Source organism: Mycobacterium sp. 1081908.1 (genome assembly GCF_001673535.1).
Classification (GTDB): domain Bacteria; phylum Actinomycetota; class Actinomycetes; order Mycobacteriales; family Mycobacteriaceae; genus Mycobacterium.
The window spans coordinates 16,491-41,994 of the sequence record NZ_LZLY01000121.1; the positions used below are offsets into that span (position 1 = coordinate 16,491).

Here is a 25,504-nt window from a genome sequence, read left to right on the forward strand (position 1 = left end):
TCGCTGAGATCCGGGCATTCCCGCTCCGCCGCGCCCCCGTCCACCGAATACCCGAGCTGGCGCACCTCGATGGCGAATTGGCGTAGGTCATCACACAGCTGTTTCACGGCAGCTTCTCCCCGAAAACGAAATCGACATGCGCCCCGGACGCCCACGTCACGCCGAGCTTTAGACCCAATCCCGGACGCTGCGTCCCGCCGAACTGGGGTGCAAACCGCAAGTTTTACCGCTGATTTGGGTGTTTGCCTAATGTTCATTTCGACGCTGCGGCCTGCAGCCGCTGGCGTAGCCCGCTCGCCCGCACCGCCCGCCGCCCGATCGCGGCGCGCACCGACTCCTCCGAACCGGCCACCCGGACCTTCGCCTTGGCGCGGGTCACCGCGGTATAGAACAGCTCGCGGGTCAGCAACCGCGAATCTTCGGGCGGCATGAGAACGGTCACCTCGGCGGCTTGGCTGCCCTGGCTCTTGTGGATCGTCATCGCGTGCATGGTCTCGATGTCCGCCAGCCGGCTGGGGGCGAAGTCCAGCGGGCCGGTGGCGCCGGCGATGACGGCCCGCAGTCCCTCCTCGCGGGCGACGACCACCCCGGTGTCGCCGTTGTAGACCTTGAGCCCATAGTCGTTGGCGGTCACCAACAATGGCCGCCCGGCATACCACGCCGAGAACGCCGGCTGGCCCGTCTCCTCGGACAGCCAGCGCTCCACCTGCCGGTTCCAGTGCGACACCCCGTACGGGCCGCGCCGGTGCGCACACAGCAGCCGGTGCTCGTCGAGCGTCGCCAGCGCCTCGCCGGCGGCGCCGAGCGCCGCGGCCTCCCGCACGCGCAGCGCGTGGGAGACCAGCACGTCGCGCAGCCGGTCGGCCGGGCGGTCGGAGTCGATCCACTCGACGTGCTCCCCGCCGGCGCGCAGCAGCCCCAGCACCCGGTCGTCGTCGCCGGCCCGGATCGCCTCGGCCAGCGCGCCGATCGACTCACCGAAGCGGTGGGGCGTGCGCAGGGCGGCCACCCGGATGTCCTGGCGGGCGGCCAGCCCCTCGACCAGGTCCGCGAGCACCGCGCCGGCTTCCACCGAGGCGAGCTGGTCGGGATCGCCCACCAGGATCAGCCGCGTGTCCGGGCGCACGGCCTCCAGCAGCCGGGCCATCATCGTCAACGACACCATCGACGTCTCGTCGACGACGATGACGTCGTGCGGCAGCCGGTTGCCGCGATTGTGCTTGAACCGCACCGACGTATCCGGCCGCGATCCCAGCAGCCGGTGCAGCGTGGTGGCCCGCAGGGCGGCCAGCCGCGCCCGGTCCGCCGTGTCGAGCTTCTCGACCTCGGCGGCCACCGCCTCGGCCAGCCGCGCCGCGGCCTTGCCGGTCGGTGCGGCCAGCGCGATCCGGGGCCGCGGGGCGCCGGCGAGTTCGGCCTGGCCCACCAGCAGCGCCAGCAGCCGCGCCACCGTGGTGGTCTTGCCGGTGCCGGGCCCGCCGGTCAGCACCGTAACCGCCTGTGACAGCGCGATTTCGGCGGCCGCCCGTTGCTCGTCATACTCCGGCCGGGGAAAAAGTCGCGCCACGGCGGGCACGTCGCCCACCGCCCCGGACACCGACAGCGCGAGCAGATCGGCGCACACCTGCTCTTCCTCGAGCCAGTACCGATCCAGGTAGAGCAGGTCACCGAGCAGCCGCAGGGCGGGCGGCGATCCGAGCAACGGGCTGGCCCGCACCGCGGCCAGCCAATCGTCGGCGGCGGGCCAGGGCAGGCCGGCCACGCCGAGCTGCGCCTGCACCGCCCGCAGGTCCACGCATACCGAACCGCCCCGCAGCGCGCGCACCGCGAGCGCGATCGCCAGCGGCACCCGCTCGTCGGGCTCGCCGGCGAGCGCGGTGAGGCGCTGCGCCACATGGACATCCGCCGCCTCGAAGACGTCGGCCTCGCCGAACGCCCGCAGCAATCCCGCGATCGCCTGCACCGTCATGCGACCGCCCTGCCCGCGTCGAGCAGATCCGACAACGCCGCGACCAAGGACGGGGGCGGGCGCCAGCTGAACACCCCGGACGGATGCCCGTCGATCGCGGGCGTGTGCGCGCCGCACATCCCGCGCACGAAGAGGTAGAGGATACCCCCGAGGTGCCGGGCCGGATCGTAGCCCGACACCCGCCACCGCAAGAACCGGTGCAGCACAACGCTGTACAACAGCGCCTGCAGCGGATAGTCCGAGTGCAGCATCGCCTCGACCAGCCGCGGCCGGTCGTAGTCGGCCGACGTCAGCGGCCGCTCCGGATCCCCCAGCCAGTTGGTCTTGTAGTCCACCACTAGATAGCGATGCCCCGGGCCGTCGGGAATGCGTAACACCGCATCGACCGAGCCGGTGAGGTAGCCGCGCAACGACTGGACGCCCAGCGCCGGGCCCGTCAACCGATCGGCGTAGGAGGCCAGCGCATCGTCGGCGGGCAGGTGCTCGCGCAACAACGTCCCCATGTCCGCCAGGAGAATCTCGGGTGTCGTCGCGCGCAGGTCGCCGCCGGCCAGCGGAAACTCGAAGTCCAACTCCCGCAATCGATCACGTAGGCCGATCCGCCGCAGCGTCAAACCGCCGGCCAGCGGGCCCAACGGGGTGTCGTGCATCGGCACCAGCGCCGCGGCCAGCACGTCGGGCGCCACGTCGACCGGCCACCATACCGAGTGCTCGCGGATCTGCGACTCCAGCTCCGCGCCCAGGTCGGCGGCCAGCGGGTCGGCGGTCTCCAGCACCGCGTGCACCAGCGTGCCGAACTTTGCGCCGGTAGGCAGGTCCGCCATCGGCGAGGGTATCGCCGGCCCGGATGCGTTCTGGATCAACGGGACCGCGCCGGATTCGTCGTCCAGCTCGGTGACCTCGGGCTCGCTGCTCACCCCGGTGGACTCGGCCACCCGGATCAGACCGGAGTACGAGGTGCGCCGCCAGCCGGTGTCGATGGTGCGGTGGAAGTGGCGGTAGTCCAGGTTCGGGGGCACCGGCTCGGGCGGCATCGAGGGCAACGCCTCGGCCACCACCGACTCCTCGATCACCGGACCGCCCGCGGCCTCCCACTCGCGCAGCCGGGCCATCGCGTCGTCGTCGGAGATCTTCGCGGGCTCGCAGCGGTCGGGCACGCACGACTCTCCCGGCCGGCGGCCGCGCAGCAGCCGTGACAGGCCGCCGTTGGGTTCGTCGTAGGCCGGCGACCACCACGCCACCACCTGCGACTGCGCGCGGGTCAACGCGACGTAGGTGAGCCGGCTGGCGTCGCCAGCGTCCTCCTGGCGTCCCAGCGCCTCGACCCTCGCGAAGTCGGGACTGTCCCTGCCGCCGACGTGCAGGCAGCGGACCCTGTCGTCGTGGTACAGCACGATGTCGCGTTTCGGCACGCTGCGGTTGAAAGCGAACGGCAGGTACACGATCGGGTACTGCAGCCCCTTGCTCACGTAGACCGTCATGATCTGAACGGCGGCCGCGTCGCTGTCGAGTCGCCGGTTGCGTTCGGTCGAGCCGCTGCGTTCGTCGCGCTGTCGGCGCAGCCAGTCGCGCAGCGCGGGCAGGCCGCAGTGCTCGCGGTGCGCGACGTCCTGTAGCAGCTGCGTGATGTGCGCCAGGTCGGTCAGGTGGCGCTCGCCGCCCTGCCAGGACAACACGCGATCACCCATGCCCCGCAACTTCGCGGCCTCGTAGATCGCCGCGACGCCGCGTTCGCGGGCGTGGCCCGCCCACTCCCGCAAGGTTTCCGCGACCCGATCGGTCAGCGCATCACCGCCGGCCGCCAGCGATTCGGCGGTCTCGCCGAAGAACATCGTCGCCGCCGCGGCGCGGACCATGCCCGGGCGATGCGGTTGGTCGAACGCCTCCAGCAGGCAGAGCCAATCCTCGGCGGCATCCGACGTGAAGACGTCGGAGTCGCCGGTGTACACCGCCGGAACGCCCGCGTCGCACAGCGCGCGAAAACATGCGCTGGCGTCCTTGTGCCGCTCCACGATCACGGCGATGTCGCGGGCCTGCAGCGGCCTACCGGCGAAGGTCGCGCCGCCGGCGAGCAGGGCGCGGATGTCGGCGGCCAGGTCCGCGCCGATGTGCCGCCGCAGATCGTCGATCGGCAGGTTGGCCAAACCCCTGCGCCCCAACGTCGTTCGCCGCACCACCCGCAACCGGAACGGATCGTTGCGCGGGGCGCCGGCGAAGCGAAGGTCCCGGTGATGCGCCTCGACCTCGTTCACCACGATCGCGGGGTCGCCGAGCTGGGCGCCGCGCAGCACCACCTGCAGCCGGTCGACCAGCGCCGCGTCGCTGCGCCAGTTGGTGCCCAGCGTCTTCTTCTCGCCCGCGGTTTCGGCGGCCCGCAGGTACGTGTCGATGTCGCCGCCGCGGAACGCGTAGATAGCCTGCTTCGGGTCGCCGATCAGGACGACGGTCGAGCACCCGCTGAACGCGCGATCGATGACCTGCCACTGCACCGGGTCGGTGTCCTGGAACTCGTCGACCATCACGATCGGCCAGCGTTGATGCATCCGCACGCGGGCGGGCGACCCGTCGGTGGCCAGCGCGTCCGCCAGCCGACTCAGCAGGTCATCATAGCTCAGGACCCCCAGTTGCCGTTTGCGGGTATCCAGCTCGGCCAGAACATGTTTCGCGAATCCGACGCACACCGCCGCCCGTGATCCGGGGGCGGGGTCGACGGGCCGCAGCTGCGCCGACGGGTTGTTGGCCACCTCGCGCGCCAGGCGCAGCGCATCGCGGTAGGCCAGCAGCGGATCGTCGCGCTGCTGACCGAAGTGGGCCAGGTACAAGTCGTCGACGATCTCGGTTACGAGCTCGTCGAGGCTCTCGATCAGGGTCACGCTCGCGGCGGTGTCGCCGGCCACACCGAGCGAGCGCAACACCAGCTGGCAGAACTGGTGGGTGGTCGCGATCGTCGCCGCATCGAACCCGGCCAGCGCGTCACGCAGGCGCTGCTTGCGCAGCTCACGCTCGTCGTCGGTGCCGTCCAGCAGGTAGGCCACCAGTTCGTTGGCGCCCGCGCCGTCATCGAAAGCGGCTACGGCGTCGACGATTTGACATCGCACCCGCTCCCGCAGCTCCTGGCTGGCGGCCCGGCCGAAGGTGATGAGCAGCATCTGGTCCAGCGTCGCCGCGCCCTCGGCGAGGTAGCGGGTCACCAGGCCGGCCAGCGCGAAGGTCTTGCCGGTGCCCGCGCTGGCCTCCAGGACCGTCGTCGAGCGGTCGGCGGGCAGCGGGCCGAGCAGGTCGAAGCGCTCCATCTAGCTCGGCCTCCGCTCGGCGCGCAGCATCGGCAGCCAGAGCCGGGCGGCGTAGGCGCCGAGCCGGTTGTCTTCGCCGTCGTACTCCTCGCCGGGGCGCGGAGCCTGCATCAGGGCCTCCAGTCGCGCGTCCCTGCCCCAGGCCCGCACGTGGGCGGGGGCCTCGTTCTCGCCCGGATAGGTACCGGATTTCCACCGGTATTCGGCCTCGCGAACGGGATCGTCTCCGCAATGCCGGGCGGCCGCCCAGGCATAGGATGTCTTGACGGGCAACGGGATCGGCTCCCGGCGCCCGGCGTCGTAGATCGCGACCAGCTCACGCAGCACCTCGACCGCGTCCCCGGGCGGCCGCCCCAGCCCCTCCGACCGCGGGGCGGCCCCGCGCCTGGCGCGGCCGATGCACACCGCCGACCAGTCGCGGCCCGGCTCACGAGCGATCAACGCCAGCAACGGAATCCACGACTCGAGCAGGTGCTTGCCGTCCAGCCGGGAATAGGTGACCGACACCAGCCGATCGCCGTACACCGGCGACACCGTGCCGGTGAGCCGCCGCCCGGAGCCGAGCTCGATGTCGACGTCGTAGGCCCGGGCGTCCGCCCGGCGGAGCCGCAGCGCCTCTTTGGCGAGCACGGCGGCCTGGTCGCGAATCTCGGTTGCCTTGCGCCACCCCAGCTGGCCCGGCGGCAGCGTGCCCCGGCGCCACTCGGCCTGCCGCGCGTCGTCGGGCGTCATGCCGCGCAGGATGTCGCCCAGCATCCGGTCGCCGACCGTCCACTCCTCGAGGGCGTTGAGGTCGACGGGCATGGCGTCCTGCACGCCGTCGACATCGCGGGGCAGCGTGAACTCCAGGGCGCGGAAGAAGCCCTTCACCGGGTCTTTGAAGAAGTCGACCAGGTCGGCGAGGATCACGTCCTCGGCGGAGGATGGCGGCAACGGCCCGGAGATGAACCGGGGCCGCTCGCCCCGTTCGGCGCCGGCCACCCGCGCCGCCCGCAGCACGGTCGGGTCGAAGCTGAACGGAACCCTCGGCACCAGCTCGCCGGGCGTGACGTTGCGAATGTCGAACGGCTGCAACGGATGTTCGACGAGGACGCGCTCGCGGGCGCCGTCCGGCACCGTCACGTCGAGCGTGTCCAGCAGTTCGGCCAGCGGCACCGCCGGCGGGCGCGGCTGACCGGAGTACTCGTTGGCGCCGGTGTAGGTGATCACCAGTTTTTCGGTGGCCGCGCCGATGGCGTCGAGGAGCAATTGCCGGTCCTCCGAACGGATGTCGCGCTCACCGGTCATCGGGTTGCGGGCCAGCACGTCGTCGCCGTCGACCACGCCCAGGCGCGGGAACACGCCGTCGTCGAGCCCGACCAGGCACACCACCCGGTGCGGCACCGAACGCATCGGCACCATCGTGCACACCGTCAGCGTGCCGGTGCGGAAGTTGGCCCGGGTCGGTCGCCCGGAGAGGTGCCCGGCGAGCAGCGCGCTGACATCGGGCAGCCGCAACGCGGTGTCCGCGCGCGCCCCGGCGTCGGCGAGCACCTGGGCGAACTCACGGTGCAGCTGGCTGGTCTGCCACAGGTCCGCATCGTCGACGCGCGCCAGCAGGGCGATGCCCTCGGCCAGGGCGGCCAGCCACTCGCGCAACGGGCGCGCGCCGGCCAGCGAGTCGACGACATGCTGGAGCCGGCAGACGAATTCGGCCAATTGTCCGGCCAACTGGACGCGGTTGCTGCTGACATCGTCGAGGGGCAGCGTCGCGTCGATCCACGCGTGCGAGTCGTCGGACATCGCGACGCCGGTCAGCACCCGGTCGATGCCGAAACGCCAAGTGTTGTGCACGAAGTCGACGTGATAGGGCCGCCGGTGCTCCTGGTCGAAGCCCCACCGGATGTTCGCCTGCCGGACCCAACGGGCGATGGCCTCGAGGTCGTCATCGGTGAAACCGAAGCGGGCGCGCACCGGCGCGGCCTCGGCGAAGTCGAGCACCTCGCTGGCGGTCACCCGGCTGCCCGCCAGCGCCAGCAGCTGCGCGGCCACGCCGAGCAGCGGATTGGTCTGGATCGGTGAGCGGTCCGCGAGCCGAACCCTCAGGCGGTGGGCGGGATGCGCGCCGTACACCACGTCGCCGAGCCCGAAGTCGGCCACGATCAGCGGCGCGTAGGTCTCGATGTCCGGACACATCACCAGGATGTCGCGCGGCTGAAGCGTCGCGTCGTCCTGCAGCAGGCCGAGCAACACCTCGCGCAGCACGTCGACCTGGCGGGCCGCGCCGTGACAGCTGTGTATCTGGACGGAGCGGTCGTCCGCGGCGAGCGTGCGCCCTTGGGGCCGAACGGCATTGGCCGCGATGTCGGACTGCAGCCAGCCGAGCAGGGTGTCGGGGCGATCGCGGCCGGGCAGGTATTCGTCGGTCCGCGGATCCGCCGGCAGGCCGCGTTGCAGTTCGCGCAGGTCTCGCCCGAGCGTCGCCAGCAGCGGATGCCGCACCTCGCGGTGGCTGAAATCGGCACGGCGTGGAACCCCGCCGCGGGCGCCGGCCAGCGCCCGCCACATGCCGTCGCTGGGGTGGGGCAGCCACAGGTGCAGGTCGTGGTGGGTCGCCAGCGCGTCGAGCAGCTGCATGTCGGTGCACGCCAGGCGGGTGTGCCCGAACAGCGACAGCCGCGCCGGCAGGTCGCTCGGCCCTTCCCGCAGCCGCTCGACCGTCTTGCGGTGACGCACGTGCGGGGGATCGCTCGGCACGCGCCCGACCAGCGCCCGCCACAGTTCCGGCTGCCAGAGCAGGTCCTCGTCGAGGTCGCCCGCGTCGCCCTCCAGCCAGTCGGTGAGCAGCTGCGGGCGCTGCCGGGCGTACGACGCGAACAACCCCGCCAGCCGGCGCGCCGTCGCATACCGCCGGGCCCGGCGCAGCTCCGACTCCTCGCCGGTGTGAAAGTGGCCCAAATGCGTTGCCAGCGTTGCACACCAAGGCTCGTCGAGGCTGCAGTCGATGACCTCCAGCAGCGGCCACGTCATTGCCCCCGGAGCCCACGGGTCGTCGGGTGTGCCGGTGACCTCCGCGATCAGCGACGCCGGGCTGCGGAACGCCACGCCCGCGCACACCCCGTCGCCGCCGGTGGGACCCGACCCGAGCACGTGCGAGAGCCGCTGGCTGAGCCAGCGCTCCACACCCCGCGCGGGCACGAGCACCAGTTCCTCGGCGAACGGGTCGGTCTGGGGGGTGTTCAGCAGGGCGCCGAGAGCGTCGGCGAGCAGATCGGTGCGTTCGGCGCGGTGGAGATGGAGGGCCATTGCGCTGCCACCATAGAACGCCGCACCGACGGGCGGGGATGATTCCGCGCCGACATGCCGTTCGACATGGCATGGAAGCTTGGGACGCGATCAGCGCGCGGCGCAATGTCCGGCAGTACCAGCCACAGCCGGTGTCCGAAGAGGACCTGAACCGCATCGCGGAGGCCGGCTGGCGGGCGCCGTCGGCGAAAAACCGGCAGCCGTGGGACTTCGTCATCGTCACGGATCGCGATCAGCTGCGCGAGCTGTCCACGGTCTGGCAGGGCGCCGGTCACATCGCCGCGGCCCCGGCCGCGATCGCGATCGTCGTGCCCGAGCCGCCGGACCGGCGCCGCCTCGTCACCGACACCTACGACATCGGCCAGGCCACGATGGCGATGATGATCGCGGCCACCGACCTGGGCATCGGGACGGGCCATTCGTCGGTGGGCGACCAGGACAAGGCCCGCGCCATCCTGGGCGTCCCCGACGACCACCAGGTGGCCTTCCTGCTCGGCATCGGGTATCCCGCCGACCGTCCGCTCACCCCGATCCGCAAGCCGAATCGGCGCCCATTCGCCGAGGTCGTTCATCGCGGGCGCTGGTGACCCCGAGGGTCGAACCGAGCCGAACATGCTTGTGCTCGTGCATGATCACCGGGCCGACTATGGAATCGATGGATCTTTCCACACCATCTCGGCGCTGGCGAAACATCAAGCGCCGCAACTTCGGATGGTGCATGCGGTATGGCGGACCGTGGCTTTCGACTCGCCTCGTCACCGCCACCAAACCGGGCTGAGGTTCGCCGCCGAATTTGATAGCGCATGCGATATCAAATTCGCGGAGCGTCTAATGATCCCGAGATCGCTGGGGCCGGCTACGGCTCTGGGCGTGCGCTGACACGAACCCACCAAACTGCAATCCTGATACGCATGACCAGAAACGAACTCACCGAACAGGTCGTCGTCGCGCGGTTGGCCAAAGGGCTGACGTGGCAGGAGCTGGCCGACGCGATCGGCAGGCCGGTGCTATGGACCACGTCGGCCTTGCTCGGTCAGCACCCGATACCCGCCGAGCTCGGCAAGGTCCTCGTCGAAATGCTCGGTCTCGACGAGTCCGCGGTGCCCGTGCTGGCGGCCCCGCCGATGCGCGGCGGCCTGCCCACCGCCGTGCCGACCGATCCGACCATCTACCGCTTCTACGAAGCCCTGCAGGTGTACGGCGGTGCCATCAAGGAAGTGATCCACGAGCAGTTCGGCGACGGCATCATGAGCGCGATCAACTTCAGCGTCGACCTGCAAAAGAGGCCGCACGCGTCCGGTGACCGGGTGGTGGTGACATTCGACGGGAAGTTCCTGCCCTACCAATGGGTCTCGGCGCAAGGGTGAAGTGACGGCACGTCGCATACGTGCCACACTTGCCGCGAGGAGGCGAGCAACGCGGTGGCCAGGTCTTTTACCTGCCACCGCGTTCGCCTCCTCAGTTCATCAGCGCCCGCGCCTCAGAGCCCGAACTCGGCCTCTATGCCGTCGATTCCGGCGCGGATGGCCGCCAGCGCGTCGGCGCGGGCGCGCAATTTGGTTGCGGCGTGGGCGTGCTGGTGCAGGCCGGCGAATTCGCGCGCGGCCTCCTCGGCGCGGCTGACCACCATCTCGGGCAGCACGATTTCGTCGACAAAGCCCGCCGCGAGGGCGGTTTCGCCGAAGAACGTCTTGGCCAGCCCGGCGGCCTGCTGATATGCGGACTGCGTCAGCCGCAGTTTCATGATCTCCAGCGCCGCGTAGGGGATGACCATGCCGATCGCGACTTCGTTGGCCTGGATGTTGTACGCGTGCGCGGCCACCCGGTGGTCGCCGGACGACAACAGGAACGCGCCCATCGCGATGGCATGGCCGGTGCAGGCCATCACCACCGGCTTGGGGTAGGACAACAGCCGGTACGCCAGCTCGAAGCCGCCTCTGAGCATGTCGATCGCGGGCTGCGCCTGGCCCGAGGTCAGGATCTTCAGGTCGAAGCCGCCGCTGAACACCCGGTCGTTGCCGGTGATCACCAGCGCCCCGGCGTTGTCGCCGTCGGCCCGGTCGATCGCCTCGTTGAGCGCCTGCTGCATGGTCGGGCCCAGCGCGTTGACCTTGCCGTCGTCCATCTTGATGACCGCGATGGAGTCCTGCTGGGTGTAGATGACCGGGCCGCTCATTGGTGCTCCTTTGATCCCGCGTCAGACGTGCTGGCTGCGGTGTTTGGCCAGATCGGCTTCGGCGTTACCCCAGCGCAGGCTGACGTCGGTGGGCTGGTCGAGCAGCCGGGTGCGCCACCGGTCCTGGGTCTCCTGCACGGCGCCGTTGATCCGCTCGATCTCGCTGCGGAACACGTCCGGGCGGGTTTCCTTGCTCGCGTAGTGGAAGTAGGTCAGCAGGCCGCGCAGCAGCTCCAGCTTCTGCTTTTCCCGTTTCGCCAGGTCGTGCGTCGTCATCAACTCGATGCGCTGAACCGGCGGCAGCGCATCCCAGTCCAGCACCACGCTCGTCTGCAGGACGGGTCGCTCGCCCTGCCAGAACCGCCAACCGCGCGGCTTGTCCGGGCGGTCGTAATAGATCACCGACCCGGCGAAGCGAGATTCGATGCCGGTTCCGATTTCGGCGCGGTCGAGCGCCGAGTCCCACACCATGCGCCATTCCTGCCCGGGCGCGAGCACCGGCAACTCGCGCGGAAGCTGCAGTTCTACGACGTCGGCGTAGCCGTCGGCGGCGTTTTCGTATTCGGCCACCGTCGGCGGATTCGGAAATGAAAAACGGATGTCGTAGGCCGCGGTCTGGCCGAAATTCCGGACTACGAGTTCGATCACGTGCCAGTCGGCCGAATGCGGCTCCATGAACATCGCGACGTGGGGGCGGGTCCGCTCCGCGGCCACCCGCCGGTTGAGCCTGAGCTGGCGATTTGTGAAGATCAGCGCGACGACACCCAGCAGAATGGCGGCCCACGCCGCCCACGCCAACCAGGTGCTGGACCCCGCATTCGTCACCCCGTGCCAGCCGTCCTGGATCCACCCCATTGAATCCACCTTCCGCTTATATCACAGTGATCTTCGGCGGGAAATTTCGCTGGAACCGATCGTAGAGGTATTCGGCACATATTGCCGACCGCGCCATCGGTGCATCGAAAATTCGCCCGGTCAATTAGCCGCCCATCAACATTCGCCACTGATCAAGATCCGCGGCGCGGTACACATAGTTGGAGCGTTTGACCTCCGACAGCGACGCGCTCGGCTCGGCCGAATACCAGTGTCCCGGAAACACTGTCGGGTCGCCCGGCAGCGCGGCGAGCCGCTGCAGACTGCGATACATCTCGTCGGAGTCGCCGCCGGGGAAGTCGGTGCGCCCGCAACCGTCCAGGAACAGCGTGTCACCGGCGACCAGGCGGTCCCCGAGCAGGAAGCACTGGCTGCCGGGCGTGTGCCCCGGGGTGTGCAGCAGCTCGATTTCGATGTCGCCGATGCTGACCTTGTCGTGGCCCTCGTGGGTGGTCAGATCGCCGAGCCCGATCCCGGTCACCCGCGAAACCCACTGGGCCTCATGGGTATTCACGTGCACCGGGACGGCCGCCCGCTCCAGCAGCTCGGCCAGGCCCTCCATTTGGAAGCCCATCATCGAACCGCCCACGTGGTCGGGATGGTGGTGGGTGACCAGCACCCCTGACAGGTGCATGCCGTCGGCCTCGAGCGCGTCGAGCAGATCGCCGGCGGCGTAGGCGGGGTCGACCACCAGGCAGTCCCCGGTCTGGCGGTCCCCGATCAGGTAGGCGAAGTTGCGCATCTGCGTCGCGAACATGTCTCCGGCGGCGAAATCGCGGCCCGAGAGCAGTTGGCGGAAGTACAGCCGGTCCTCTGACACCCGACCAGACTAGGGCTTGCCCGCGACTCGTCGCTCGGTTCAGCCAATGCTGAGTGGGTATTGTTGGCCCATGAAGAAGACGGTCGAGATCGAAGTCGACGACGATCTGGTCCAAGAGGCGATTCGTCGGTTCCATCTGGCCGACACGCGTGAGGCCGTCCATCTCGCGTTGCGGACCTTGCTCGCTGAGTCGGACCCGGCGGAAGAGGACGACGAGGAGTACGACGAGTTCAGCGACCTCAGCGCGTGGCAACCCCGCCGCGACGCGGGTAGTTGAGGAGCCGCCCCTGGGCCGCTTCGGTGGTTTGGTGACGTTGTGCGCCAGGCTGTACCCTCTTTTAGGCCCCGCGGCAGGACTGTCGCTTGGGTGAACGGCCCCCTTAGCTCAGTCGGTAGAGCGTTTCCATGGTAAGGAAAAGGTCAACGGTTCGATTCCGTTAGGGGGCTCGGCGGACGCCGAGCAGGCAGGCGGCCCACACCCCAAAACGGGGTGGCCCCGAGGCGATGTAGCTCAGTCGGTTAGAGCGAACGACTCATAATCGTTAGGTCGCCGGTTCGAGTCCGGCCATCGCTACAAGGCAAACGCGCGACTTGAGAGAGATTTGAGAGAGAACGGACATGGCTTCCAGTACCGATGTGCGGCCCAAGATCACCTTGGCATGCGAGGTGTGCAAGCACCGTAACTACATCACCAAGAAGAACCGCCGCAACGACCCCGACCGCATGGAGCTGAAGAAGTTCTGCCCGAACTGCGGCAAGCACCAGCCTCACCGCGAGACACGGTAGGGCCTGCGGCACTTATTGAGATTGACTAGGTAGGTTTTGGACCTGTGTCTTTGAGCGCAAAGATCGTCGGGATGCACTACCGCTATCCCGACCACTATGTGGTGGAGCGGGAGAAGATCCGCGAGTACGCGGTCGCGGTGCAAAACGACGACGCCATGTATCGCGAAGAGGACGCAGCGGCCGAACTCGGCTACAAGGGCCTGGTGGCCCCGCTGACGTTCATCTGCGTGTTCGGTTACCAGGCCCAGTCGGCGTTCTTCGAGCACGCCAACATCGCGGTCGAGGACGCGCAGATCGTCCAGGTCGACCAGGTGCTCAAGTTCGCCAAGCCCATCGTCGCGGGCGACAAGCTCTACTGCGACGTGTGGGTGGACTCGATGCGCGAGGCGCACGGCACCCAGATCATCGTGACCAAGAACATCATCACCGACGAAGCCGGTGACGTTGTGCAGGAGACCTACACGACCCTGGCGGGCCGTGCCGGCGAGAATGGAGAAAAGGGATTTTCTGATGCCACTGCGTGAGTTCAGTTCGGTCAAAGTCGGCGATCAGCTGCCGGAGAAGACCTACCCGCTGACCCGTCAGGACCTGGTGAACTACGCGGGGGTCTCCGGCGACTTGAACCCGATCCACTGGGACGACGAGATCGCCAAGGTGGTGGGACTGGACACCGCGATCGCCCACGGCATGTTGACCATGGGGCTGGGCGGCGGCTACGTCACCTCGTGGGTGGGTGATCCCGGCGCGGTCACCGAGTACAACGTGCGATTCACCGCGGTGGTGCCGGTGCCCAACGACGGCAAGGGCGCCGAGCTGGTGTTCAGCGGCCGGGTGAAGTCGGTCGATCCGGACAGTAAGTCGGTGACCATCGCCCTCACGGCCACCACCGGGGGCAAGAAGATCTTCGGCCGGGCCATCGCGTCGGCCAAACTAGCGTAGGCGGGCTAAGCCCATGGCTCTCAAAACCGACATCCGCGGAATGGTCTGGCGCTACCCGGACTACTTCGTCGTGGGCCGCGAGCAGCTGCGCGAGTTTGCCCGGGCCATCAAGTGCGATCACCCGGCCTACTTCGACGAGGACGCGGCCGCCGAGCACGGCTACGACGCGATCGTGGCCCCGCTGACGTTCGTGACGATCCTCGCCAAGTACGTCCAGCTGGACTTCTTCCGCAACGTCGACGTGGGCATGGAGACCATGCAGATCGTCCAGGTCGACCAGCGGTTCCTGTTCCACAAGCCGGTGCTGGCCGGCGACAAGCTGTGGGCCCGGATGGACATCCATTCGGTGGACGAGCGCTTCGGCGCCGACATCGTCGTCACCAAGAACATCTGCCATGACGACGACGGTGAACTCGTGCTGGAGTCCTACACCACGCTGATGGGCCAGCAGGGCGAGGAATCCGCCCGAATCAAATGGGACAAAGAGTCCGGCCAGGTCATCAGAACGTCGTAGTTCGCGCCGGATTTCCTGCGCTTAAGGGGTATCGAGTACACTCGAACCTCGGGGTTTTCCCAGCATCAGCGCGCTTTCCGGGATTCGAGTAATCGGGGAGCGCGCGTGTCATGTAAGCCCCGGCAGGTAAGCGCAGGTTGGCCTGCCAACCGCGAAGGGGCGTAGCTCAACTGGCAGAGCAGCGGTCTCCAAAACCGCAGGTTGCAGGTTCAAGTCCTGTCGCCCCTGCTGACGGCGATCCGTGCCATGGTGGACACTGGAAGAAGTGCCCATCATGCGGGACGGCTCGCGGGAAACTAGCAAACAAAGGAGCATGCGGTGAGCGACGAGGGCGACGCAGCCAACGACGCCGCACGCGACGGCGGCGAGACTGAGGAAAGCCGCGACAGCGGCGGTCGGACGGCCGTGGTGACAAAGCCTGCGCGACCCACCGGCAAGCGGACGCGGCAGCGCGTGGCCGACGATTCGACGTCCGTCGACGCGGAGTCGGCCGACGAGGTCGAGGTCGCCAAGGAGGGCAAGGCCAAGAAGGGCCGGACGGCCAAGGCGGCCAAGAAGAAGCCCGCCGGTCGTTCGGTCAATCCGTTCGCGTTCGTCTACAACTACCTCAAGCAGGTCGTTGCGGAGATGCGGAAGGTGATCTGGCCCAACCGCCGGCAGATGCTCACCTACACCTCCGTGGTGCTGGCGTTCTTGGCCTTCATGGTGGCGCTGGTCGGCCTGGCTGATTTCGGCCTGGCCAAGCTGGTGCTGCTGGTGTTCGGCTGAGCTTAGAGAGTTACAGGAAGGACCGAAAACCGTGACTACCTTCGACGGTGACACGTCCGCGGGTGAAGCGGTCGACGTGCAAGACGTCGCCGAGACCACCGAGACCCCCGAGACCACCGAGGCCCCCGGCGACGAGGCTCACGCCGAGCCGGCCGAGGAGGTCGAGGACGACCCCGCCGCCGCGCTCAAGGCGGATCTGCGCAGCAAGCCCGGCGACTGGTACGTCATCCACTCGTACGCGGGATACGAGAACAAGGTGAAAGCCAACCTGGAAACCCGCGTGCAGAACCTGGACGTCGGCGACTACATCTTCCAGGTCGAGGTGCCCACCGAAGAGGTCACCGAGATCAAGAACGGCCAGCGCAAGCAGGTCAACCGCAAGGTGCTGCCCGGCTACATCCTGGTGCGCATGGACCTGACCGACGACTCGTGGTCGGCGGTGCGCAACACCCCGGGCGTCACCGGGTTCGTCGGCGCGACCTCGCGCCCGTCGGCCCTCTCGCTCGACGACGTGGTGAAGTTCCTGCTGCCGCGCGGGGCGGCGAAGAAGGCCGCCAAGGGCGCGGCCAGCACCGCCACCGTCGCCGAGGCGGGTGGCCTGGAGCGTCCGACCGTCGAGGTCGACTACGAGGTCGGCGAATCGGTGACGGTCATGGACGGGCCGTTCGCGACGCTGCCGGCCACGATCAGCGAGGTCAACGGCGAACAGCAGAAGCTCAAGGTGCTGGTGTCGATCTTTGGCCGCGAAACCCCCGTCGAATTGACGTTCAGCCAAGTCTCGAAGATTTAGTCAGGAAGGAACGAACAACAACTCATGGCCCCGAAGAAGAAAGTCGTCGGGCTGATCAAGCTGCAGATCCAGGCCGGGCAGGCCAACCCCGCCCCGCCGGTCGGGCCAGCGCTCGGCCAGCACGGCGTCAACATCATGGAGTTCTGCAAGGCGTACAACGCCGCGACAGAAAACCAGCGCGGCAACGTGATCCCGGTGGAGATCACGGTCTACGAGGACCGCAGCTTCACCTTCGCGCTCAAGACACCGCCGGCCGCCAAGCTGCTGCTCAAGGCCGCCGGTGTCGGCAAGGGCTCCGCGGAGCCGCACAAGACCAAGGTCGCCAAGGTCAGCTGGGATCAGGTCAAAGAGATCGCCGAGACCAAGAAGGCGGACCTCAACGCCAACGACATCGACGCCGCCGCCAAGATCATCGCCGGTACCGCCCGGTCGATGGGGATCACCGTCGAGTAGCAACTCAAGCCGTGGGAGGGCCAGCTTCGGCCCGCCGTAACCACGACCCAACACCGGATTGGATGAATCAATGAGCAAGAACAGCAAGGCATACCGCGCCGCCGTCGAGAAGGTGGACCGCAACAACCTCTACACCCCGCTGGAGGCGGCCAAGCTCGCCAAGGAGACGTCGTCGGCCAAGCAGGACGCGACCGTCGAGGTGGCGATCCGGCTCGGCGTCGACCCGCGCAAGGCCGACCAGATGGTCCGCGGCACGGTCAACCTGCCGCATGGCACCGGTAAGACGGCCCGGGTCGCGGTGTTCGCTGTCGGCGACAAGGCCGAGCAGGCGCAGGCCGCCGGCGCCGACATCGTCGGCAGCGACGACCTGATCGAGAAGATCCAGGGCGGGTTCCTGGACTTCGACGCCGCGATCGCGACCCCCGACCAGATGGCCAAGGTCGGGCGCATCGCCCGGATCCTGGGTCCGCGCGGCCTGATGCCGAACCCCAAGACCGGCACCGTCACGCCCGACGTGGCCAAGGCCGTGTCGGACATCAAGGGCGGCAAGATCAACTTCCGCGTGGACAAACAGGCCAACCTGCACTTCGTCATCGGCAAGGCGTCGTTCGACGAGAAGAGCCTGGCGGAGAACTACGGCGCCGCCATCGACGAGGTGCTGCGGCTCAAGCCGTCGTCGTCGAAGGGTCGCTACCTGAAGAAGATCACGGTGTCGACGACCACGGGCCCGGGCATTCCGGTGGACCCGGCCGTCACCCGTAACTTCGCGGAGGCCTAGCCGCCGCACTCGGCGATGCGCCGGCGCAGGAACTCGCGGCCCGGCTCGGAGCCGTTGGACTGCAACGCCTTTCGATACCACGTCACTGCCTCGGCGGGTCGCCCCGCGCGCCGAAGCAGGTCGGCCCGCACCGTCGCGACGAGATTCGAGCGGCCCAGCCGCGGGTCGTCCGCCGCCCTGTCCAGGGCGGCCAGGCCCGCGTCGGGGCCGTCGCGGAAACCGACCGCGATCGCGCGGTTTGCGCGCGCCACCGGGGAGTCCGTCATCGACAGCAGCCGGTCATAGGCCGCGCAGATGGTGACCCAATCGGTTTGCTCCCAGGACGGCGCCGTCGCATGCAGCGCGGCGATCACCGCCTGCGGCAGGTACGGGCCCGTCGATCCCTCGGCCCGTCGCAACCGGTCCAGCCCGCGGGCGATGCGGCCGCGGTCCCAGCGCCGGCGGTCCTGCTCCTCGAGCGGCACCAGCATTCCGTCGGCGTCCACCCGGGTGGCGCGCCGCGAATCATGCAGCAGCACAAGGGCGGCCAGCGCGTGCGCCTCCAGCTCGTGGGGCATCAGCCCGCACAGCTCCAGCGCCAGCCGCACCCCTTCGTCGCACAGTTCGTCCCGGATCGCCGACGGGCCCGCGGTCGACCAATAGCCCTCGGTGAACACCGAGTAGATGCAACTGAGCACGTGCGGTGTGCGCTCGGGCAGCAGCTCGGCGGGTGGCACCCGCAGCGGGATGTTGGCGTGGCGAACCTTGTTCTTGGCCCGCGTGATTCGCTGGCCGACGGCCACCTCGCTCTGCAGCAGCGCGCGGGCGATCTCGCCGACGGTCAGCCCGGAAACCAACCGCAGCGTGAGCGACAGCTGCGACGGCCGGTCCAGCGCCGGGTGCGCGCAGGTGAACATCATCCGCAGCTCGTCGTCGACGACGGGGTGCGGGTCGGTGCGATCGGTGCGCGCCCGAATCTCGTCAACCACTGCCGCCAATTCCTTTCCGGGACGCACGGATTCGCGGCGCAGCCGGTCCCGGGCGCGGTTGCGCGCGACGGTCACCAGCCAGCCGCCGGGGCTGTCCGGCACGCCGTCGCGAGACCAGGTGCGCAGCGCCTCGGCGCAGGCTTCCTGGACGGCGTCCTCCGCGACCGTGAGGTCGCCGGACCACCGCGCGAGCGCGGCGACGGCGGGACCCCACTCCCGGCGGAAGACGCCGTCCAGGCCTGTCATCGGCGATCTACAGCGCGGAGATCCCGGCCAGCTGCCGCAACTGCACCGTCGAGGCGGGGATCATCGACGCCAGCTTGACGGCCTCGTCGCGATCCGCCGCGCTGATCAGGTAGATCCCCGTGGCGATTTCGGCGCCCTCGACGTACGGCCCGTCGGTGATCAGGACCTCGCCGTTGCGCACCCGCACGGTCGTCGCCGTGGACTGGTCGTGCAACGCGGCGCCGCCGATGATGTGATCGCCCGCCGCCGCGTGCAGGTCAACGTGCTTGGCCGCCACCGCTTCCCACTCCGGCGTGCCGGGCGTGTGTGCGGATTCGGCCGGTTCCAGCAGCAGCGCGAGCCAGTCGTTGCCGGTGAGCTTGCGGGACAGCTCAACCGAGTGGACGGTGGGCCACAGTTCCACGGCCCCGAACGTGGCGAGCGGGACGTCGCGCGCCAGCGCCAACGCCTCGTCGAGGTTTTCCGCTTCGAACAGGTAGTAGCCGCAGGCCACCTCCGCGGCCTCGGCGAACGGTCCGTCGGTGACGACCGGCGCGTCCGGGCCGCCGGTGATGACCACCGCCGCGGCTGCCGGAGCCAACGCGTCTCCGGACCTGATCGCGGGGCCGGCCTTGGCGTGGAAGTTCTCCCACGCCGCCATCGCGGATTCGGCGTCCTCGGGTGCGCGCTCTTGTTCCCTGCTGATCAACAAGGCGAAATATTGCATGTCGTCTACCTCCGGTAGTGAGCGAAACCCTGTGTTCCACTCTCTACGTACTCGACGAAAGGCGCAGCCCCGATCCGACAGTTAGGCGGCGCCCGGCTTCAGGTAGGTCACCAGGCTGCAGTCCAGCATCTCGTCGGTGAAGTAGTGCTCGCAGCCGCGCAGGTATTTCATGTACCGCTCGTAGACCTCTTCGGAGGTGACCTCGATGGCCTTGTCCTTGTTGGACTCTAGCGTGTCGCCCCAGATGCGCAGCGTCTTGATGTAGTGCGGCCGCAGCGAAAGCGGTTCCGGCACTACGAAACCCGCCTTCTCACCGTGCTCGACCATCATCTCGGTGGACGGCAGCCGGCCGCCCGGGAAGATCTCGGTGATGATGAACTTGATGAAGCGCGCCGTCTCGAAGGTCAGCTTTTTACCCCGGGCCGCCATCTCGAAGGGGTGGTAGCTGACGCTGCTCTGAATGGTCATCCGGCCGTCGTCGGGCATGATGTCGAAACACCGCTTGAAGAAGTCGTCGTAGTTCTCGTGCCCGAAGTGCTCGAAGGCCTCGATGGACACGATCCGGTCGACGGGCTCGGTGAAATCCTCCCAGCCGTGCAGGCGAACCTGGCGCGAGCGGTTCGTGTCGAGCGCCCCCAGCACCTGCTCGCTGCGGGCGTGCTGGTTCTTGGACAGCGTCAGGCCGACGACGTTGACGTCGTACTTCTCGACCGCGCGCTTCATGGTGGTGCCCCAGCCGCAGCCGATGTCCAGCAGGGTCATGCCCGGCTTGAGGTCCAGCTTGTCCAGGTTGAGGTCGATCTTGGCGTACTGGGCCTCCTCGAGCGTGATGTCCCACGGCTCGAAGTACGCGCAGCTGTAGATCCGGGACGGGTCCTGGAACAGGGCGAAGAAATCGTCGGAGACGTCGTAGTGCGCCTGAATGTCTTCGAAGCGCGTCCGCGTCTTCGTCGGGCTCGGTTGATCAGCCATTTTCTGCTTGTTCTCCTGGATGAAGTCTCGGCCCTGCCACGATACCGAAGCTCACTTCTCCAGCGTGAACTGGTTGCAGTCGATGTAGCCCATCCGGAACGCCTTGGCGCAGCCCGTCAGAAACTTCATGTAGCGCTCGTAGACCTCTTCGGACTGGATCGCGATGGCCTCGTCCCGGTGCGCCTCGAGCGCCTCGGCCCAGAAGTCGAGGGTCCGGGCGAAGTCCGACTGCAGCGACTGGATGCGGGTCACGTTGAAACCGACCTTCGCCGAGTGCTCCTCGACGGTCTCGATCATCGGCAGCCGCCCGCCCGGGAAGATCTCGGTGACGATGAACCGGATGAACTTGGCCATCTCCATCGTCAACGGGATGCCGCGCTCCATGACCTGCTTGACGTGCAGGCCGGTGATGGCGTGCAGCGCCATCACACCGTCGGCGGGCATTGCCTCGTAGGCGAACTTGAAGAAATCGTCGTAGCGGTGAAAACCGAAGTGCTCCAACGCCTCGATGATGACGATGCGGTCGACCGGGTCGGTGAACTCGGCCCAGTCGGTCAGCAGCACCCGGCGCGAGCGGCCGCTGTCGATCCCGTCGAGCAGCTGCTGGCAGTAGGCGTGCTGGTTCTTCGACAGGGTTACCCCGACGACGTTGACGTCGTAGCGCTCGACGGCCCGCTTCATCACCGAGCCCCAGCCGCAGCCGATGTCGAGCAGGGTCATCCCCGGCCGCAGGCCGAGCTTGTCCAGCGTCAGGTCGATCTTGGCGAGCTGCGCCTCCTGCAGGGTCATCCCCTCGCGCGGGAAGTACGCGCAGCTGTACGTGCGGCTCGGGTCCACGAAGAGCGCGAAGAACTCGTTCGACAGGTCGTAGTGCGACCGGACATTGTCGGAGTCAGACCGCATTCGCGTGGCCCCCACCCGATTCTCAGCCATTTGTCCTCCCGACTGGACAAGCACCTTGGCCAGGTAGCTGTCCCCGGCACCCTACACGGGGCGGGGCGCATCCCCGGCATTTAAGGTCGCATGCCCCGCTATTTCTCCAGCGTGAACTGGTTGACGTCGATGTAGCCGATCCGGAATGCATCGGCGCAGCCGGTCAGGTACCTCATGTAGCGCTCGTAGACCTCTTCGGACTGGATCGCGATGGCCTCGTCCCGGTGCGCGGCGAGGGCCTCCGCCCACAGGTCAAGGGTCCGGGCGTAGTGCGGCTGCAGCGACTGCCGGCGGGTCAGGGTGAACCCCGCCCGCGCCGAACGCTCCTGCACCATCTCGATCGACGGCAGCCGCCCGCCCGGGAAGATCTCGGTGACGATGAACTTGATGAAGCGGGCCATCTCGAACGTCAGCGGTATGCCGCGCTCGACGCACTGCGGCCCCGTCAGCCCGGTGATCGTGTGCAGCAGCATCACGCCGTCGGCGGGCAGCAGGGTGTGCGCGAGCTTGAAGAAGTCGTCGTAGCGATCGTGGCCGAAGTGCTCGAACGCGCCGATCGACACGATGCGGTCGACGGGCTCGTCGAACTGCTCCCAGCCGGCCAGCAGCACGCGCTTGCCGCGCGGGCTGTCCATGGCGTCGAACGACTCCTGCACATGGGCCGCTTGGTTTTTCGACAACGTCAGGCCGACGACGTTGACGTCATACTTTTCGATCGCCCGGCGCATGGTGGCGCCCCAGCCGCAGCCGACGTCGAGCAGCGTCATGCCCGCCCGCAGGCCCAGCTTGCCCAGCGCCAGGTCGATCTTCGCGAGCTGCGCCTCTTCCAGCGTCATGTCGTCGCGCTCGAAATAGGCGCAGCTGTACGTCTGGGTGGGGTCGAGGAACAGGCGGAAGAAGTCGTCGGACAAGTCGTAGTGCGCCTGCACATCGTCGAAATGCGGCGTCAAATCCTTGCTCATGGCGTTATCTCCCCCTCCCCCCGGGGCGGATCACCTCACTTGGTGAGGGTGAATTGGGCGACGTTGATGAGGCCCCTGCGGAACCGCACCGCGCACCCGGTGAGGTAGTGCATGAATTTGTTATAGACCTCTTCGGACTGGATGGCGATAGCCCGCTCCCGGCTGGCCTCCAGGTTGGCCGCCCACGCGTCGAGGGTCTTCGCGTAGTGCTGCTGCATCAGCTGAGTTTGCTCGACGGCGAAGCCCGCGGCGCGCGCGTTGTCGACGATGTCGGGCTCGGACGGCAGCTCGCCGCCGGGGAAAATCGACTCCCGCAGGAATTTCAAGAAGCGCAGGTCGCTCATCGTCAGCGCGATGCCCTGCTCGTGCAGCCAGCGACGGTCGTAGGTGAACAGGCTGTGCAGCAGCATCCGGCCGTCGTCGGGCATGATCTCGTACGAGCGCTCAAAAAACGCGCCGTACCGCTCCTTGTGGAAGGCGTCGAACGCCTCGAAGGAGACGATCCGGTCGACCTTCTCGTCGAATTCTTCCCAACCCTGCAGCCGTGCCTCGGCGCGCCGCGTCGTCGGGATGGCGGCCAGCCTGGCCTTGCTGCGCTCATAGTGGTTGCGGCTCAGCGTAAGTCCGACGACGTTGACGTCGTACTTCTCGACGGCGCGGACCAGCGCCCCGCCCCAGCCGCACCCGACGTCGAGCAGCGTCATGCCGGGCTGCAGCTTCAGCTTGTCCAGCGCTAGATCCAGTTTGGCGAGTTGCGCCTCTTCCAGCGTCATGTCGTCGCGCTCGAAGTATGCGCAGGTGTAGACCCAAGTGGGATCGAGGAAGAGCCCGAAGAAGTCGTCCGAAATGTCGTACGCAGCTTGCGAGTCTTCGTAGTAGGGTTTCAGCTCCGCCATTATTAGACATCCTCCCAACGACTAACCGTACAACGCGGTGAGAGTGTCCGTGAAATCACAAGGGCACTCCGAAAACCGCCCGAGCCCGGCCTCTAGCTGGCGTCGGCGAAGTTGCTAGTAAGCACGCTGATCAGCCGATCCCACAATTGCTGAGGCAGGTCGTGGCCCATGCCGTCAAACAAGACTAGTCGAGCGCCGTTGATGGCGCGCGCGACGGCACGCCCGCCGGAGGGCGGCATCAGCTTGTCGGCGCGGCCGTGGATGACCACCGTCGGCGCGACCGTGCGCCGGTTGTAGCCGAGCAGGCTGCCGCTGGCCATGATCGCGCTGAAGTGCCGGGCGACGCCCCACGGGTAATAGCTGCGCTCGTAGCCCTCGACGGCCTCGGCGCGGACCTGCTCCTCGGGGGCGCGGTAGCGCGGGCTGCCGGTGATCCGGGTGACGCGCACGACGTTGTCGACGATCACGTCGAGCGGCGAACCGGGCGGGGGCCCCTTGAGCACCGCCAGCAGGGCGCGCGGCGCGGGCGGCGGCAGGAACGGGCGATTGTTGCTGGAGAAGATGACCGCCAGGCTCCTGGTCCGCTCGGCGAAGCGCGCCGCGAAGACCTGCGCGATCATGCCGCCCATCGACGCCCCGACGATGTGGGCGCGCTCGATGCCCAGGTGGTCCAGCACGGCGGCCGCGTCGTCGGCCAGGTCCTCCAGCGCGTACGCCGCCTCGGCGCGCATCCCCAGCCAAAACCGCAGCAGCCGCGGAACCAGGGGCTGCCCGGAGCCCGCCCTCGGCGTCTTGCTGGACAGGCCGACGTCGCGGTTGTCGTACCGAATGACCCGCAGTCCCTGCCCGACGAGCCGCTCGCAGAACGCGGTCCGCCACAGCAGCAGCTGCGCGCCCAGCCCCATGATCAGCAGCACGGGCGGGTCGTCGACGTCGCCCATGTCCTCGTAGTAGAGCTTGAGGTCGCCGGATATCGCGGCGCCGGTGCGGATTTCCATCCGGGAGCCCCTAGACCTCCACGTCGGTCTGATGCTCGCGGCCGACCTCGACCATGAAGTTGGCGAAGTAGCCCGTCAGCTGTGGGTCCGACATCATCTGCCACTTCGGTGCGAGCAGCTTCATGTACCGCTCGACGTAGAGGAACTGCTTGCCGATGAGCACCAGCTCCCGGGGCAGCTTGACGTCGTAGGCGTCGGCCAGCGTCGACAGCTGGCGCCCGATGTCGGCGTAGGACATGTCGCCCAGCGTCTGCATGGTCAGCGGGGTGGCGAATTTCTCCAGGTCCTTGGCGGCCTGGGCCTCGGGCTTCATGGTGCCGACGGCGCCCATCAGCACGACGATCTTGCCGGCCGAGGCGTGGTCCTTCTTCACCAGCAGCGCGTACACCAGCTCGCGAAGCAGCCAGCGGGTGCGGGGGTCGATGCGGCCCATGATGCCGAAGTCGAAGAACACGATGCGCCCGGCGTCGTCGACGTAGAGGTTGCCGGCGTGCAGGTCGCCGTGGAACAGCCCGTGCCGCAGCCCGCCCTCGAAGAGGGAGAACAGCAGCGCCTTCACCAGCTCGGTGCCGTCGAACCCGGCCTTGCGGATGGCGGCGACGTCGTCGATGCGGATGCCGTGCACCCGTTCCATGGTCAGCACCCGGTCGCTGGTGAAGTCCCAGTGCACCTGCGGCACCCGGATGTTCTTGCCCAGCGGGGAGGCGTGCAGGTGCGACACCCAGGCCTCCATCGACTGGGCCTCGAGGCGGAAGTTCAGCTCCTCGGCCAGGTTGTCGGAGAAGTCGGCGACGACGTCCTGCGCCGAGAGCCGCCGGCCGAGCTTGGCCAGCTCGACGGCCTGGGCGAAGCGCTTGAGGATCTGCAGGTCGGCGGCGACCCGGCGGCGGATGCCCGGCCGCTGAATCTTGACGACGACGTCCTCGCCGCTGTGCAGGGTGGCGTAGTGCACCTGCGCGATGGACGCCGACGCGAACGGCGTTTCGTCCCACTTGGCGAACAGCTCGGCGGGGTCGGCGCCGAGCTCCTCGACGAAGAGCTTGTGCACCTCTTTGGCGTCGGCGGGCGGCACCCGGTCCAGCAGGCCGCGGAATTCGCGCGACAGCGACTCGCCGAACGCGCCGGGGCTGGACGCGATGATCTGCCCGAACTTCACGTAGGTGGGCCCCAGGTCGGCGAACGTGGCGGGAAGCTGCTTGATCACCTTCTGCTGCCACGGCCCCTTGGCGGGCAGCTTGGTGAGGATGCTCGCGGCGGCGCGGGTGACCTGCCAGCCGGTGGCTGCTACCCGGGCCGCTTCGACCGGCAACGGCACCCGGTCGAGCTTGGACACCTCGCGGTGTTTGGTAGTAGTCATCTCAGCAGTCTGCCAAATCGAG

Annotated in this window: 25 protein-coding genes and 3 tRNA genes; 14 read left to right on the forward strand and 14 right to left on the reverse strand. The window is 68.2% G+C overall.

From position 1 onward, the window contains the following. Window positions 1-253 precede the first annotated feature (253 nt). Genes recD through recC form a run of 3 tightly spaced genes read right to left on the reverse strand, consistent with a single transcriptional unit; the run spans window position 254 to window position 8,547 of the window. Window positions 254-1,969: an exodeoxyribonuclease V subunit alpha gene (recD, locus tag A5655_RS19495; RefSeq protein ID WP_067012798.1), complete on the reverse strand. Its 1,716-nt coding sequence runs from the start codon at window positions 1,967-1,969 to the stop codon at window positions 254-256. After that, window positions 1,966-5,262: an exodeoxyribonuclease V subunit beta gene (gene recB / locus A5655_RS19500; RefSeq protein WP_067012800.1), complete on the reverse strand. Its 3,297-nt coding sequence runs from the start codon at window positions 5,260-5,262 to the stop codon at window positions 1,966-1,968. The genes recD and recB overlap by 4 nt, the downstream gene beginning before the upstream one ends. Continuing rightward, window positions 5,263-8,547: an exodeoxyribonuclease V subunit gamma gene (gene recC / locus A5655_RS19505; protein ID WP_067012802.1), complete on the reverse strand. Its 3,285-nt coding sequence runs from the start codon at window positions 8,545-8,547 to the stop codon at window positions 5,263-5,265. Window positions 8,548-8,618: 71 nt separating this feature from the next. Between recC and A5655_RS19510 the strand changes: the two genes are divergently transcribed. Both A5655_RS19510 and cynS read left to right on the forward strand, forming a co-directional pair. Further along, entirely contained in the window at window positions 8,619-9,134 is a 516-nt protein-coding gene (locus A5655_RS19510; protein ID WP_067012804.1) for a nitroreductase family protein, read from the forward strand. A 312-nt stretch (window positions 9,135-9,446) separates the two neighbouring features. Then, window positions 9,447-9,914 (forward strand): cyanase, encoded by a 468-nt coding sequence (cynS, locus tag A5655_RS19515; RefSeq protein WP_067012958.1) that lies wholly within the window; start codon window positions 9,447-9,449, stop codon window positions 9,912-9,914. Window positions 9,915-10,027: 113 nt separating this feature from the next. Here cynS and A5655_RS19520 read toward each other — a convergent pair whose 3' ends face one another. The 3 genes from A5655_RS19520 to A5655_RS19530 all read right to left on the reverse strand — a co-directional run bounded on the left by A5655_RS19520 (window position 10,028) and on the right by A5655_RS19530 (window position 12,416). Further along, entirely contained in the window at window positions 10,028-10,723 is a 696-nt protein-coding gene (locus A5655_RS19520; RefSeq protein ID WP_067012806.1) for a crotonase/enoyl-CoA hydratase family protein, read from the reverse strand. A gap of 21 nt (window positions 10,724-10,744) precedes the next feature. After that, entirely contained in the window at window positions 10,745-11,578 is an 834-nt protein-coding gene (locus A5655_RS19525) for a hypothetical protein (RefSeq protein ID WP_067012808.1), read from the reverse strand. A gap of 124 nt (window positions 11,579-11,702) precedes the next feature. Beyond that, entirely contained in the window at window positions 11,703-12,416 is a 714-nt protein-coding gene (locus tag A5655_RS19530; protein ID WP_067012810.1) for an MBL fold metallo-hydrolase, read from the reverse strand. A gap of 70 nt (window positions 12,417-12,486) precedes the next feature. On the opposite strand from A5655_RS19530, the gene A5655_RS19535 reads away from it, so the two are divergent. From A5655_RS19535 to rplA, 12 genes are all read left to right on the forward strand, one after another. Continuing rightward, the gene (locus tag A5655_RS19535) at window positions 12,487-12,693 is read left to right on the forward strand and encodes a type II toxin-antitoxin system VapB family antitoxin (RefSeq protein ID WP_067012814.1); all 207 of its coding nucleotides are present in this window, start codon (window positions 12,487-12,489) and stop codon (window positions 12,691-12,693) included. A 97-nt stretch (window positions 12,694-12,790) separates the two neighbouring features. Beyond that, a tRNA-Thr gene (locus tag A5655_RS19540) sits at window positions 12,791-12,863 on the forward strand. A gap of 53 nt (window positions 12,864-12,916) precedes the next feature. Next, window positions 12,917-12,990, forward strand: a tRNA-Met gene (locus tag A5655_RS19545). A 44-nt stretch (window positions 12,991-13,034) separates the two neighbouring features. Next, window positions 13,035-13,202, forward strand: coding sequence for a 50S ribosomal protein L33 (gene rpmG / locus A5655_RS19550; protein ID WP_066907182.1), 168 nt, complete (start codon window positions 13,035-13,037; stop codon window positions 13,200-13,202). A gap of 44 nt (window positions 13,203-13,246) precedes the next feature. Continuing rightward, window positions 13,247-13,726, forward strand: a complete 480-nt coding sequence (gene hadA / locus A5655_RS19555) for a (3R)-hydroxyacyl-ACP dehydratase subunit HadA (protein WP_067012816.1) — start codon at window positions 13,247-13,249, stop codon at window positions 13,724-13,726. Next, the gene (hadB, locus tag A5655_RS19560) at window positions 13,713-14,141 is read left to right on the forward strand and encodes a (3R)-hydroxyacyl-ACP dehydratase subunit HadB (RefSeq protein WP_067012817.1); all 429 of its coding nucleotides are present in this window, start codon (window positions 13,713-13,715) and stop codon (window positions 14,139-14,141) included. Before hadA ends, hadB begins: the two co-directional genes overlap by 14 nt. A 13-nt stretch (window positions 14,142-14,154) precedes the next feature. Beyond that, the gene (hadC, locus tag A5655_RS19565) at window positions 14,155-14,655 is read left to right on the forward strand and encodes a (3R)-hydroxyacyl-ACP dehydratase subunit HadC (RefSeq protein ID WP_067012819.1); all 501 of its coding nucleotides are present in this window, start codon (window positions 14,155-14,157) and stop codon (window positions 14,653-14,655) included. A gap of 155 nt (window positions 14,656-14,810) precedes the next feature. Next, window positions 14,811-14,883 (forward strand) — tRNA-Trp (locus tag A5655_RS19570). Between the two features lie 90 nt (window positions 14,884-14,973). After that, window positions 14,974-15,423 carry a preprotein translocase subunit SecE gene (gene secE / locus A5655_RS19575; protein ID WP_067012821.1) on the forward strand — a complete coding sequence of 150 codons (450 nt, stop codon included), beginning with the start codon at window positions 14,974-14,976 and terminating at the stop codon, window positions 15,421-15,423. A gap of 31 nt (window positions 15,424-15,454) precedes the next feature. Next, window positions 15,455-16,213: a transcription termination/antitermination protein NusG gene (gene nusG / locus A5655_RS19580; RefSeq protein ID WP_067012823.1), complete on the forward strand. Its 759-nt coding sequence runs from the start codon at window positions 15,455-15,457 to the stop codon at window positions 16,211-16,213. Between the two features lie 24 nt (window positions 16,214-16,237). Continuing rightward, window positions 16,238-16,666 carry a 50S ribosomal protein L11 gene (gene rplK / locus A5655_RS19585; RefSeq protein ID WP_066907205.1) on the forward strand — a complete coding sequence of 143 codons (429 nt, stop codon included), beginning with the start codon at window positions 16,238-16,240 and terminating at the stop codon, window positions 16,664-16,666. A gap of 70 nt (window positions 16,667-16,736) precedes the next feature. Then, window positions 16,737-17,444 carry a 50S ribosomal protein L1 gene (rplA, locus tag A5655_RS19590; RefSeq protein WP_067012825.1) on the forward strand — a complete coding sequence of 236 codons (708 nt, stop codon included), beginning with the start codon at window positions 16,737-16,739 and terminating at the stop codon, window positions 17,442-17,444. Here rplA and A5655_RS19595 read toward each other — a convergent pair. From A5655_RS19595 to A5655_RS19630, 8 genes are all read right to left on the reverse strand, one after another. Next, the gene (locus tag A5655_RS19595) at window positions 17,441-18,658 is read right to left on the reverse strand and encodes an RNA polymerase sigma factor (protein ID WP_067012827.1); all 1,218 of its coding nucleotides are present in this window, start codon (window positions 18,656-18,658) and stop codon (window positions 17,441-17,443) included. The genes rplA and A5655_RS19595 overlap by 4 nt on opposite strands. A 7-nt stretch (window positions 18,659-18,665) precedes the next feature. Further along, entirely contained in the window at window positions 18,666-19,364 is a 699-nt protein-coding gene (locus A5655_RS19600; RefSeq protein WP_067012829.1) for a YciI family protein, read from the reverse strand. 81 nt (window positions 19,365-19,445) lie between these two features. Beyond that, the gene (gene mmaA4, locus A5655_RS19605) at window positions 19,446-20,336 is read right to left on the reverse strand and encodes a hydroxymycolate synthase MmaA4 (RefSeq protein WP_067012831.1); all 891 of its coding nucleotides are present in this window, start codon (window positions 20,334-20,336) and stop codon (window positions 19,446-19,448) included. A 51-nt stretch (window positions 20,337-20,387) separates the two neighbouring features. Further along, the gene (locus A5655_RS19610; protein ID WP_067012832.1) at window positions 20,388-21,269 is read right to left on the reverse strand and encodes a cyclopropane mycolic acid synthase family methyltransferase; all 882 of its coding nucleotides are present in this window, start codon (window positions 21,267-21,269) and stop codon (window positions 20,388-20,390) included. 98 nt (window positions 21,270-21,367) lie between these two features. Further along, the gene (mmaA2, locus tag A5655_RS19615; RefSeq protein WP_067012834.1) at window positions 21,368-22,231 is read right to left on the reverse strand and encodes a cyclopropane mycolic acid synthase MmaA2; all 864 of its coding nucleotides are present in this window, start codon (window positions 22,229-22,231) and stop codon (window positions 21,368-21,370) included. 35 nt (window positions 22,232-22,266) lie between these two features. Beyond that, a complete protein-coding gene (gene mmaA1, locus A5655_RS19620) occupies window positions 22,267-23,127 on the reverse strand; it encodes a mycolic acid methyltransferase MmaA1 (protein ID WP_067012836.1) in 861 nt (286 codons plus the stop codon). A gap of 92 nt (window positions 23,128-23,219) precedes the next feature. Beyond that, complete coding sequence (locus A5655_RS19625) at window positions 23,220-24,125, reverse strand: alpha/beta fold hydrolase (protein ID WP_067012837.1); 906 nt, start codon at window positions 24,123-24,125, stop codon at window positions 23,220-23,222. Window positions 24,126-24,135: 10 nt separating this feature from the next. Continuing rightward, window positions 24,136-25,482: an AarF/ABC1/UbiB kinase family protein gene (locus A5655_RS19630; RefSeq protein WP_197508747.1), complete on the reverse strand. Its 1,347-nt coding sequence runs from the start codon at window positions 25,480-25,482 to the stop codon at window positions 24,136-24,138. Between the last annotated feature and the right edge of the window lie 22 nt (window positions 25,483-25,504).

Excerpts from the sequence above, each read along its gene's own strand:
- rpmG (WP_066907182.1), top strand. The coding sequence starts at position 13,035 with ATGGCTTCCAGTACCGATGTGCGGCCCAAGATCACCTTGGCATGCGAG.
- A5655_RS19525 (WP_067012808.1), bottom strand. The coding sequence starts at position 11,578 with ATGGGGTGGATCCAGGACGGCTGGCACGGGGTGACGAATGCGGGGTCC.
- rplA (WP_067012825.1), top strand. The coding sequence starts at position 16,737 with ATGAGCAAGAACAGCAAGGCATACCGCGCCGCCGTCGAGAAGGTGGAC.
- rplK (WP_066907205.1), top strand. The coding sequence starts at position 16,238 with ATGGCCCCGAAGAAGAAAGTCGTCGGGCTGATCAAGCTGCAGATCCAG.
- recD (WP_067012798.1), bottom strand. The coding sequence starts at position 1,969 with ATGACGGTGCAGGCGATCGCGGGATTGCTGCGGGCGTTCGGCGAGGCC.
- A5655_RS19510 (WP_067012804.1), top strand. The coding sequence starts at position 8,619 with ATGGAAGCTTGGGACGCGATCAGCGCGCGGCGCAATGTCCGGCAGTAC.
- mmaA1 (WP_067012836.1), bottom strand. The coding sequence starts at position 23,127 with ATGGCGGAGCTGAAACCCTACTACGAAGACTCGCAAGCTGCGTACGAC.
- A5655_RS19625 (WP_067012837.1), bottom strand. The coding sequence starts at position 24,125 with ATGGAAATCCGCACCGGCGCCGCGATATCCGGCGACCTCAAGCTCTAC.
- hadC (WP_067012819.1), top strand. The coding sequence starts at position 14,155 with ATGGCTCTCAAAACCGACATCCGCGGAATGGTCTGGCGCTACCCGGAC.
- A5655_RS19535 (WP_067012814.1), top strand. The coding sequence starts at position 12,487 with ATGAAGAAGACGGTCGAGATCGAAGTCGACGACGATCTGGTCCAAGAG.
- A5655_RS19520 (WP_067012806.1), bottom strand. The coding sequence starts at position 10,723 with ATGAGCGGCCCGGTCATCTACACCCAGCAGGACTCCATCGCGGTCATC.
- A5655_RS19600 (WP_067012829.1), bottom strand. The coding sequence starts at position 19,364 with ATGCAATATTTCGCCTTGTTGATCAGCAGGGAACAAGAGCGCGCACCC.
- A5655_RS19610 (WP_067012832.1), bottom strand. The coding sequence starts at position 21,269 with ATGGCTGAGAATCGGGTGGGGGCCACGCGAATGCGGTCTGACTCCGAC.
- hadB (WP_067012817.1), top strand. The coding sequence starts at position 13,713 with ATGCCACTGCGTGAGTTCAGTTCGGTCAAAGTCGGCGATCAGCTGCCG.
- mmaA2 (WP_067012834.1), bottom strand. The coding sequence starts at position 22,231 with ATGAGCAAGGATTTGACGCCGCATTTCGACGATGTGCAGGCGCACTAC.
- recC (WP_067012802.1), bottom strand. The coding sequence starts at position 8,547 with ATGGCCCTCCATCTCCACCGCGCCGAACGCACCGATCTGCTCGCCGAC.
- mmaA4 (WP_067012831.1), bottom strand. The coding sequence starts at position 20,336 with ATGGCTGATCAACCGAGCCCGACGAAGACGCGGACGCGCTTCGAAGAC.
- A5655_RS19595 (WP_067012827.1), bottom strand. The coding sequence starts at position 18,658 with ATGACAGGCCTGGACGGCGTCTTCCGCCGGGAGTGGGGTCCCGCCGTC.
- A5655_RS19630 (WP_197508747.1), bottom strand. The coding sequence starts at position 25,482 with ATGACTACTACCAAACACCGCGAGGTGTCCAAGCTCGACCGGGTGCCG.
- recB (WP_067012800.1), bottom strand. The coding sequence starts at position 5,262 with ATGGAGCGCTTCGACCTGCTCGGCCCGCTGCCCGCCGACCGCTCGACG.